This is a genomic window from Bacillus sp. HMSC036E02 (assembly GCF_001836235.1).
GTDB classification, from domain to species: Bacteria; Bacillota; Bacilli; order Bacillales; family Bacillaceae_G; genus Bacillus_A; species Bacillus_A cereus.
This window is the reverse complement of record NZ_KV827807.1, coordinates 9,790-16,294: the sequence shown is the minus strand read 5'-3', so window position 1 is coordinate 16,294 and position 6,505 is coordinate 9,790. Positions and strand designations below refer to the sequence as shown.

The window sequence follows — 6,505 nt, the reverse complement described above, 5'->3', positions numbered from 1 at the left end:
TGAAAATACATGTGCAGTAAATAGTGATATCGTTGGGAAATCAGCACATTATATTGCATCATTAGTAGGCATTAAGGTACCAGAAGATACAAAAATACTTGTAGCTGAAATTAAGGGAGTGGGTGCAGAATATCCGCTATCACGTGAAAAATTGAGCCCAGTATTAGCTTGTATCAAAGCAAATTCACAAGAAGAAGGATTTAAATACTGTGAAGAAATGTTAAATTTAGGTGGCTTAGGGCATTCAGCGGTTATTCATTCTACAAATAAAGAAGTACAAAAACAATTTGGTTTAAGAATGAAAGCTTGTCGCCTTATTGTAAATTCACCATCAGCACAAGGTGGGATTGGTGATATATATAACGCATTTATTCCATCTTTAACATTAGGTTGTGGATCATACGGTAAAAATTCTGTTTCTCAAAACGTAACAGCTACACATTTAATAAATGTAAAGCGTTTGGCGAATAGAAAAAATAATATGCAATGGTTCAAATTACCACCTAAGGTTTTTTTTGAAAAACATGCGACACAATATTTAGCTAAGATGCCAAACATTTCACGAGCATTCATTGTAACGGATCCAGGAATGGTAGAACTGGGATATGTGGACACAGTTACACATTACTTACAACAGCATTTAAATGATGTAAAAGTAGGTGTTTTCTCAGAGGTAGAACCAGATCCATCAGATGAAACAGTATTCAAGGGTGCTGAGATGATGAGAAGCTTCAAACCTGATGTAATTATTGCATTGGGCGGCGGTTCAGCAATGGATGCAGCAAAAGGAATGTGGCTATTTTATGAATATCCAGAAACAAAATTCTTTGGAATCAAACAAAAGTTTTTAGATATTAGAAAACGTACATGTAAATTTCCAACACTAGGGCAAAAAGCACAATTTGTTGCGATTCCAACAACATCAGGAACAGGGTCAGAAGTGACACCATTCGCGGTTATTACAGATAAAAAAAATAATATAAAATATCCACTTGCTGATTATGAATTAACACCAGATGTAGCAATTATTGATCCACAGTTTGTAATGACAGTGCCACCTCATGTAACAGCAGACACTGGAATGGATGTGTTAACACATGCAATTGAAGCATACGTGTCTATTATGGCAAATGACTATACAGATGGATTGGCCTTAAAAGCCATTGATCTAGTATTTAAATATTTACCAAGAGCATATAAAAATGGAAATGATGAAGAAGCACGTGAGAAAATGCATAATGCTTCTGCAATTGCAGGTATGGCTTTTGCAAATGCATTTCTTGGTATTAATCATAGTTTGGCGCATAAGCTTGGACCAGAATTTCACATTCCACATGGACGCGCTAACGCAATCTTAATGCCGCATGTAATTCGCTATAATGCTATTAAGCCGAGAAAACATGCATTGTTCCCAAAATATGAGCATTTTGTGGCAGATGAACGTTATGCATATATTGCAAGAACATTGGGGTTGCCAGCAAGTACAGTAGAAGAAGGGGTAGAATCTCTGGTACAAGCAATTATCAGCCTTGGAAAAGAATTGAATATTAATATGAGTATTGCAGGACAAGGAGTAAAACAAGAAGCATTTGAAAATGTTGTGGATGTCTTATCGGAAAGAGCATTTGAAGATCAATGTACACCAGCAAATCCGAAACTCCCATTGATTTCAGAATTAAAAGAAGTCTATAAACAAGCATATAAAGGTGTGTAATAAGTTAAGTAGGTATAACTTTTTAAGTTCATAGATTTTGTATTTGATATTTGTAAATATATTGTATATGGGTGTTAAGGGGAAATATATATTATAAACAGCATTGTTTTAAATAGAACATCTAACAAAAATGCTGCCTAGATGACCTGTATGAAGGTAAGATGGGAGTGTACAAAGCTATGTCTAATTATAAGAAGTTAAATCAAGTAATTGAAAAAAAAGAGGAATTAATATCGCTTGTTAAGCAGTATGGATTCACTCATGAAAAGGTAATTTGTTATAGTAGAGAATTAGATTTATTACTAGATGACTTGATGAAATCTAATAGAAATAATAAATAAATAAAATTTATATAAAAAAAATATAAAATATAAATTTTTAAGATATTTTTAAAATAAAAAGCGCTCTCCTACTTATAGGTGAGTGCTTTTTTATCTTAATTTGATCTATTTGGTGAGGGATTTTTAATTGCTAAAAACTTATGCGTGATAAATCTCACAACATAAATGAACATATAATTTTACAATATAGTATGTAAGTTGATGGGAGGCTTTCGTTTTGACAAATCGTGATTATAATAAAAACCCATTTATTGTAATATGGGAGTTAACAAGAGCATGTGAATTAAAATGTCTACATTGTCGTGCTGAAGCTCAGCATTATCGCGATCCTTTTGAGTTAACATTAGAAGAAGGAAAAAAACTAATTGATGATATATATGAAATGGATAATCCGATGCTGGTTTTTACTGGTGGGGATCCATTAATGCGTTCGGATATATATGATATTGCTGAATACGCGGTGAAGAAAGGTATTCGGGTTTCCATGACCCCCAGTGCTACTCCAAAGGTTACTAAAGAAGCGATTAAAAAAGCAAAAGATGTTGGGATTGCTAGATGGGCATTTAGTATAGATGGACCAACAGCTGAAGTACACGATCATTTTAGAGGAACAGAGGGGTCATTTAAATTAACAATGGATGCAATTCATCATTTAAATGAATTAAAAATCCCTATTCAAATTAATACAGTTGTTTCTAATTATAATTTGAGTGTACTTAAAGATATGGCAAATTTAGTAGAAGCATTAGATTGTGTGTTGTGGAGTGTATTTTTCTTAGTCCCAACAGGACGTGGTAAAGAGAAAGATATGATTTCACCAATTCAACATGAAAGAGTGTTCCGCTGGCTATATCAGCTTAGTAAAACTGTTTCTTTTGATATAAAAACCACAGCTGCTCAGCACTATAGACGCGTTGTTCTTCAAGAAAAAATGAAGGGAATTAAAAAGATAGATCAAATTATTCAATATAGAGATGTATTGATGGAAGGGATGACGGACGGAGTTAATGAATTTGGACGCGCTCCAAAAGGAGTAAATGATGGAAATGGAGTTGTATTTATTTCTCATATTGGAGATGTATACCCAAGTGGGCTATTGCCAATTAAAACCGGGAATATTAAATCAACACCGATAGCTGAAATTTATCGAAACTCTCCTGTTTTTCAAAGTCTTCGTAATCCAGACAATTATAAAGGAAAATGCGGTGTTTGTGAGTTTCGATATGTTTGTGGGGGATCTCGTTCTAGGGCATTTGCGATGACGGGGGATTACATGGAAAGCGAACCTTTTTGTATATATGTTCCAAAAGCATTGCGGAAAAAGTGTAAGAATTGAGCATGTCTCTTTTTTTTAACCTGTTTTATAAATTTTTTTATTGTATATTTCCAGTACTTATGAGCAGATACTTTCCGCTCATAAATACTGGGTTAGTGATGACTAATAATTCAAAAAAAGCAAGGGAATTATACTTATTTTAGGCGTATAATACGTTGATTTGAGCTTCCGCGAAATGGAAGAGTCAAATCTCTTTTTTTGATTTCAAATCTTCCATCAACTAAAACATCTCCATAATGTAACAGCTCAATCATATCTTTGTTTTGTGAGTTTTGTATCTCTTCTAGTGTATAGCCAGTGTAAATCCAAAGATTTTTGTTTAAACTTTTTACAGCCTTTGCAACTTCTTTGACCTCGATAGCTTGAAAAAATGGGTCACCACCTGAAAATGTTACATCAGTTAGAGGATTTGTGGAAATTTCTTTTATAATTTCTTTCACACTCATCTCGGTACCATTATAAAGATTCCATGATTTGGGGTTATGGCAACCTAAACAATGATGCGGACAACCGGCAAAAAACACAACTGTCCGTAATCCTTCACCATCTACTACACTATCATGAATAATATTCATTACCTTCATTTATGTTTCACACGATCTGCTTCTTCACTACGCTTTGCATTGTTCCATTTTGACATGTCCCCTACAAGATATCCAGTAATACGGCGAATTCTTTCAATATGATGATCTTCTATATTTCCACAGCTAGGGCACTCATTTTCAATCACTCCATTATAGTCACAACATTTACAACGATCCACTGGGTGATTAATTGAACCATATCCTACTTCATACTGTGCCATTGCTTGAACAATTTGTTTTAAAGCCATTTGATTATGCGCTGCCGCCCCATCTAGTTCAATATACGTAATATGACCACCGTTACAAAGAGCATGAAACGGTCCTTCTAAACGTATTTTATTAATTGCTTGAATAGGATAATAAACTGGAATATGAAATGAATTTGTATAGTAATCATGATCGGTTACACCTGTAATAGTTCCAAACTCAGCACAATCCTTTTTGATAAACTTCCCTGATAGTCCCTCGGCAGGAGTTGCAATTAAAGTGAAATTCAAGCAATGTTCTTCTGTTGCTTGGTCCATCTTATTTCTCATAAAGGTAACAATTTCTTTTCCAAGTTGCCATGAATCTTTATCTTCCCCATGGTGTTTTCCTGTTAAGGCAACCAAGCATTCCGCAAGTCCAATAAAACCAAGGCTCAATGTTCCTTGCTTTAAAATCTCAGTAACTGAGTCTTCCGGTTGTAGTTTTTCTCCATTGCGCCAAATCCCTTGTGAATATAGGAATTGAAAGTCTCTTGCCTTTTTTGTGCATTGATATGAATATCTTTCTAGCAATTGACGAATGCCAAGTTTGATATAATGATTTAACGATTCGAAAAATCCCTCTTTTGAATCATTTATTAAAGCCAATTTTACTAGATTAATAGAGGTAAATGATAGATTTCCCCTGCCAATTGCTGTCTCCTCACCATGAATATTAGACATCACACGAGTACGACAACCCATATAACATACTTCACTTTCTGGGTGCCCATTATAATACGTTGCATTAAATGGCGCATCTAAAAATGAAAAGTTAGGGAACAATCGCTTTGCTGTTGTTTCTAATGCAAGTTCAAATAAATCATAATTTGAATCTTTTTCTTCAAAATTCACACCTTTTTTTAACTTGAAAATTTGAATGGGGAAAATAGGAGTTTCACTTTTTCCTAATCCCGCTTGTGTTGCCTGTAGTAATTGTTTAATTAATAGCCTTCCTTCCTTTGATGTATCTGTTCCGTAATTAATTGAAATAAACGGAACTTGTCCACCACCACGGCTATGCATACTATTGGAATTATGAATAAATGCTTCACATGCTTGATATGTATCGTTTTCTGTTTCTTTCCATGCAAACACTTCGATTTGTTCCTTTGTTAGCGGATAGTCTTTTAACTTTTTCTTATTTTTTTCAAATGTTTTCCTCACATATGGTGCTAAATCTATATCAAACATGGCAAGAGATTGCCCACCATGCTGCATATTTTGATTAGCTTGAAGAATAATAGATGAGAGTGCTAATGCACTTTTAATATCTTGTGGTTGTCTCATATGGCCATGTCCAGTGTGGAACCCTTTTTTCAGTAATTGTGCTAAAGGAATTTGTGAACAAGTGGTTGTTCCTGTTGCATAAAAATCTAAATCGTGTGGGTATAAAATATTTTGATTAATAGCTTGTTTTACTTGTTTAGAAAGCAAATGTTCCCTTACATAAAGTTTTGCGCTCTCTGATGCAAATGTTCCCATCATTCCCATTGGAGATCGACCATCAACATTTGCATTTTCTTGCATTAAGTCTTGATCGTTACTGTTTATAATTTTATCAAAAGTTGTCCATAAAGTATTTTTTTGCTGTTTTACATTGTCTGAGTTGCTCATAAAATTCACTCCTGCTCAATATATAGTATCTAACATCGATAAATAATACTATATACAGTGCGTTTCTGCAATGGTACTAATAAATGAAGTATGTAATCTTTTCTGTTTAGAAGAGACTAAATCTAGAAGTTTATCGTATTACCTTGCTCATAAAAAATAAAAAGATATAGAATGATTCAATTATTTATAGATAAAAATTCTTTTGTTTTAGGTTCAAAGAGTGAGGATATGAATAGAGAGTAAAAACACACTGAACAATGTTTTATTTTATCATTTTAGCCAAGAAGACTCCTTCCTCAAGGAGCGTGAAGGGTCACAGCACAGTGAGTAGATGGGAGATGAATTGTTCGACATATAGAAAGTGTTACTCCACTATCTATCGAATATACGTTCGGTGTATAATAGTCATATACCGAAATGGAGGTGAATGAAATGATGATTAATAAAGCCTATAAGTTTCGTATCTATCCAAATCAAGCACAAGCAATTCTAATCAACAAAACGATTGGTTGTTCTCGCTTTGTATTCAATCATTTCCTATCCTTATGGGATCACGCATACAAAGAGACAGGAAAAGGCTTGACCTATGGTACATGCTCTACCAAACTACCTGCCATGAAGAAAGAGTTTGTTTGGCTAAAAGAAGTGGATAGTATTGCGATTCAGTC

The 6,505-nt window shown here is 34.1% G+C and carries 6 protein-coding genes; 4 read left to right on the top strand and 2 right to left on the bottom strand.

The window, feature by feature from the left end:
- The 3 genes from adhE to HMPREF2590_RS03530 form a co-directional block, all read left to right on the top strand.
- Positions 1–1,714 (top strand): bifunctional acetaldehyde-CoA/alcohol dehydrogenase (gene adhE / locus HMPREF2590_RS03540; RefSeq protein WP_070861321.1); only part of this gene is annotated, 1,714 nt, incomplete at its 5' end.
- A gap of 179 nt (positions 1,715–1,893) precedes the next feature.
- Complete coding sequence (locus HMPREF2590_RS03535) at positions 1,894–2,055, top strand: Spo0E family sporulation regulatory protein-aspartic acid phosphatase (protein WP_002099070.1); 162 nt, start codon at positions 1,894–1,896, stop codon at positions 2,053–2,055.
- Positions 2,056–2,272: 217 nt separating this feature from the next.
- Positions 2,273–3,391, top strand: a complete 1,119-nt coding sequence (locus tag HMPREF2590_RS03530) for a TIGR04053 family radical SAM/SPASM domain-containing protein (protein ID WP_000184717.1) — start codon at positions 2,273–2,275, stop codon at positions 3,389–3,391.
- 134 nt (positions 3,392–3,525) lie between these two features.
- Here HMPREF2590_RS03530 and nrdG read toward each other — a convergent pair whose 3' ends face one another.
- The gene (gene nrdG, locus HMPREF2590_RS03525; protein WP_000867051.1) at positions 3,526–3,975 is read right to left on the bottom strand and encodes an anaerobic ribonucleoside-triphosphate reductase activating protein; all 450 of its coding nucleotides are present in this window, start codon (positions 3,973–3,975) and stop codon (positions 3,526–3,528) included.
- On the bottom strand, positions 3,972–5,837 hold the full coding sequence (locus HMPREF2590_RS03520; RefSeq protein WP_050822665.1) for an anaerobic ribonucleoside triphosphate reductase: 1,866 nt from the start codon (positions 5,835–5,837) through the stop codon (positions 3,972–3,974). The genes nrdG and HMPREF2590_RS03520 overlap by 4 nt, the downstream gene beginning before the upstream one ends.
- A 435-nt stretch (positions 5,838–6,272) precedes the next feature.
- Here HMPREF2590_RS03520 and HMPREF2590_RS03515 point away from each other — a divergent pair.
- A partial coding sequence (locus tag HMPREF2590_RS03515; RefSeq protein WP_176748651.1) for a helix-turn-helix domain-containing protein occupies positions 6,273–6,505 on the top strand: 233 nt, incomplete at its 3' end.

What these genes read in the sequence shown, in the direction of transcription:
- HMPREF2590_RS03535 (WP_002099070.1), top strand. Translation starts at nt 1,894, where the DNA reads ATGTCTAATTATAAGAAGTTAAATCAAGTAATTGAAAAAAAAGAGGAA.
- nrdG (WP_000867051.1), bottom strand. Translation starts at nt 3,975, where the DNA reads ATGAAGGTAATGAATATTATTCATGATAGTGTAGTAGATGGTGAAGGA.
- HMPREF2590_RS03520 (WP_050822665.1), bottom strand. Translation starts at nt 5,837, where the DNA reads ATGAGCAACTCAGACAATGTAAAACAGCAAAAAAATACTTTATGGACA.